This window comes from Aeromonas finlandensis (genome assembly GCF_000764645.1).
Taxonomy (GTDB): Bacteria; Pseudomonadota; Gammaproteobacteria; order Enterobacterales; family Aeromonadaceae; genus Aeromonas; species Aeromonas finlandensis.
The window spans coordinates 1-3,047 of sequence record NZ_JRGK01000159.1 but is presented as its reverse complement, the minus strand read 5'-3'; the positions used below and the strand labels follow the sequence as shown (position 1 = coordinate 3,047).

The following is a 3,047-nucleotide window of genomic DNA, read 5'->3' as shown; positions in this document are numbered from 1 at the left end:
CAGCTGGATTGTGATGGGGGATCCGGTCGGTCGCCCCGAGCTGATTGAAGAGCTGCTCTGGCAATTTCGCGAGCGCTGCGACGAGCACGACGCCAATCCGGTCTTTTATCAGGTCTCGGCCCGCTACCTTCCGCTCTATCTTGAGCTGGGACTGATCCCCTTCAAGCTCGGTGAAGAGGCGATGGTCGATCTGACCCGCTTCGATCTGGCGGGCAGCCGGCTGCGCAACCTGCGTCAGAGCCACACCAAGGGCAAACGGGAGGGGCTGACCTTCGAGGTGGTGGAAGCCACTGCCGTTGCCCCCCTGCTGCCGAGGCTGCAAGCCGTCTCCGATGCCTGGATGCAAAACAAGTTGGGCAAAGAGAAGGGCTTCTCGGTCGGCCGATTTGATCCCGACTACCTCACTCTGAGCCCGGCGGCGCTGGTGCGACGCGAGGGGCAGATCGTCGGCTTTGCCAACCTCTGGGTCAGCGACAACAAGGAGAGCCTCTCCATCGATCTGATGCGCTATAGCCTGGATAGCGGCACCGCCCCCATCATGGATTTTCTCTTTGTCGAGCTGCTGTTGTGGGGCAAGGCGCAGGGGTACGCCCGCTTTAATCTGGGAATGGCCCCCATGTCCGGCTTCAATGACCACCCGCTCGGCAGTTACTGGGATCGCCTCGGCAACACCCTGTTTATGCGTGGCAGCCGTTTTTACAACTTTCAGGGGCTCAGACGCTACAAAGAGAAGTTTTCGCCCAGCTGGGAGCCGCGCTACCTGCTCTGCAGCAGCAAGCTGGCACTGCCAAGAACCCTGACTCACCTGATCACCCTGATTAGCCGCGGCCCGCTGGGGCTGATCAAAAAATAGGAGCATGGCCCATGAGAGCCTTGATTTTGCTGTTACTCAGTCTCGTACTGCCCATCTCGTCATTTGCGGCGCAGGCCGCCCCGGTCAAGGATGATCTGAGCCTGATTGAACTGCCGGTTGCCCACCCCTCCGACGCCCCGTTGGTGGTGTTTCTCAGCGGTGATGGCGGCTGGGCGGCCCTCGACAAGGGGCTGAGCGCCCAGTTGCAACAACACGGCATGCCGGTGGTGGGGTGGAGCTCCCTCACCTACTACTGGAAGAAGAAGAGTCCGGAGCAGGTGACTGCCGATCTGGAGCGGATCCTCGACGATTATCAGGCTCGCTGGCAGCGCCCGCGCTGGCTGCTGGTGGGCTTCTCATTTGGTGCCGAGATAGTCCCCTTCGTCATCAACCGACTGCCGGAGCGCTATCGCCAGAGTCTGGAAGGGGCTGTGATGCTCTCCCCCTCCACCAGCTCGGACTTCGAGATCCACGTCAGCGACATGCTCACCCACAAGACTCGCAGCTACCCGACCGAGCCGCAGGTGAAGACCATCCGTGGCCTGCCGATGCTCTGCCTGCAAGGGGCTGACGACGATGATGGCGACCGCCTCTGTCCGCGCCTCAACCAGGCCAACGTCACCACCGTCACGCTACCGGGAGGCCACCATTTTGAAGATGACTACCCCCAGCTCTATCAGGCCATCACCAAGCACATGACGCTCACCACGCCCTGAGCAACGATGAAACAGAGAGGGCGACCATGCGGTCGCCCTCTCTGTTTATCCGGCATAGTTTATCCGGCATATCCTGCCAAGCACTGCTTATTACCACCAGCCCAGCAGATTGCGACCGGTCAGCGCGCCCCACACCAGCGCATTGAGCGCCAGGGCGATGAATACCGCGGCAGAGCCCATGTCCTTGGCCCGACCGGAGAGTTCGTGATGCTCCGGGCCAATCCGGTCGACGACCGCTTCGACGGCAGAGTTGAGGATCTCCACAATCACCACCAGCCAGCTGATGACAATCAGCAGCAAAATCTGGTTAAGGCCGTCGCCAACGAAAAAAGCCAGCGGCATCAGCAACAAAATGAGCAGCAACTCCTGGCGAAAAGCGGCTTCATGCTGCCAGGCCGACGAGAGCCCCTTCATGCTGTAGTGGGTTGCATGAATGATGCGGGTGATCCCTGTTGCACCGGGTTTTGCCATTTTCTTCTCCTTTTTTCACTCTCATCACGTCCCCTGCTGTATAGAAAAGCTGAACGCTAACAAGGGGTATTCGTGACAAATTAAACAAGTAGGGGGATAAAAAAGGGGCGCTTGAGCGCCCCATAGAGGGTTTATTGCACTGTTCTGCACTGGCTGAAGATATCCAGCCCCTGATCGTAGACCGCCGTTTTGACATCCCAGAGCCCCAGCACGGACGAAAAGAGGTTGTCGTGGGAGTAACGGGTATCGGTGGCCTTCTGCTGCAAGCAGCTCATGTCCAACCCCTTCTCTTGGGAGAAGCCGGGAGACATCCAGACCTGCATCGGCACCCGGGTCTGGTCATCGGGCGCAAATTTGTAGGGCGTACCGTGCAGGTAGAGCCCCAGCGCCCCCAGCGACTCACCATGGTCAGAGAGGTAGATCAGCGCTGTGTTGTAGTCCGCCTCGTAGGTTTTCAGTTTGGCAATCAGCTCTGCGATCACGAAATCGGTGTAGCGGATGGTGTTGTCGTAGGTATTGACCAACTCCTCATCCGTACAGTTTTCGATGTCGCTGCGCGGGCAATCCGGCAAGAACTGACGATGGGCATCGGGGTAACGCTTGTAGTAGGTCGGGCCGTGGCTGCCGATCAGGTGGAAACCAACCAGCTTGTCCCCTTTCATCTGCGCCACTTCATCCTCGAGGTTTTGCAGCACGACCTCGTCATAACAGGTGTTTTTATCGCAGAACTGCGGGTGATCCTTGGGTTTGATCTCGATATTGGGCACCCGATCGCACACCCCTTTGCAGCCACCGTCGTTCTCTTTCCAGAACACCGAAACCCCGGTCTTCTGCAATACATCCAGCAGCCCCTCGCTGTTGCGGGCACGATGGTCGTCATACTCCTTGCGACCCATGTTGGAGAACATGCAGGGCACCGACACCGCAGTAGCCGTGCCACAAGAGCGAACGTCCTTGAAGGAGATAACGCCACCGGCCTTGCTGGTAAAGGGGTTGGTCTCTTTCTC

At 58.8% G+C, this 3,047-nt stretch carries 4 protein-coding genes; 2 read left to right on the top strand and 2 right to left on the bottom strand.

Annotated features, from left to right (window positions below):
• Both LD28_RS0111905 and LD28_RS0111900 read left to right on the top strand, forming a co-directional pair.
• Window positions 1-853, top strand: an 853-nt coding sequence (locus LD28_RS0111905) for a phosphatidylglycerol lysyltransferase domain-containing protein (protein WP_033137187.1), incomplete at its 5' end; no start/stop codon positions are given.
• Window positions 854-864: 11 nt separating this feature from the next.
• Window positions 865-1,569: an AcvB/VirJ family lysyl-phosphatidylglycerol hydrolase gene (locus LD28_RS0111900; RefSeq protein WP_033137186.1), complete on the top strand. Its 705-nt coding sequence runs from the start codon at window positions 865-867 to the stop codon at window positions 1,567-1,569.
• A 90-nt stretch (window positions 1,570-1,659) separates the two neighbouring features.
• Here LD28_RS0111900 and LD28_RS0111895 read toward each other — a convergent pair whose 3' ends face one another.
• Window positions 1,660-2,040, bottom strand: a complete 381-nt coding sequence (locus LD28_RS0111895) for a diacylglycerol kinase (RefSeq protein WP_033137185.1) — start codon at window positions 2,038-2,040, stop codon at window positions 1,660-1,662.
• A 131-nt stretch (window positions 2,041-2,171) separates the two neighbouring features.
• Window positions 2,172-3,047 (bottom strand): phosphoethanolamine transferase (locus LD28_RS0111890; protein WP_033137184.1); only part of this gene is annotated, 876 nt, incomplete at its 5' end.

Excerpts from the sequence above, each read along its gene's own strand:
- LD28_RS0111900 (WP_033137186.1), top strand. The coding sequence starts at position 865 with ATGAGAGCCTTGATTTTGCTGTTACTCAGTCTCGTACTGCCCATCTCG.
- LD28_RS0111895 (WP_033137185.1), bottom strand. The coding sequence starts at position 2,040 with ATGGCAAAACCCGGTGCAACAGGGATCACCCGCATCATTCATGCAACC.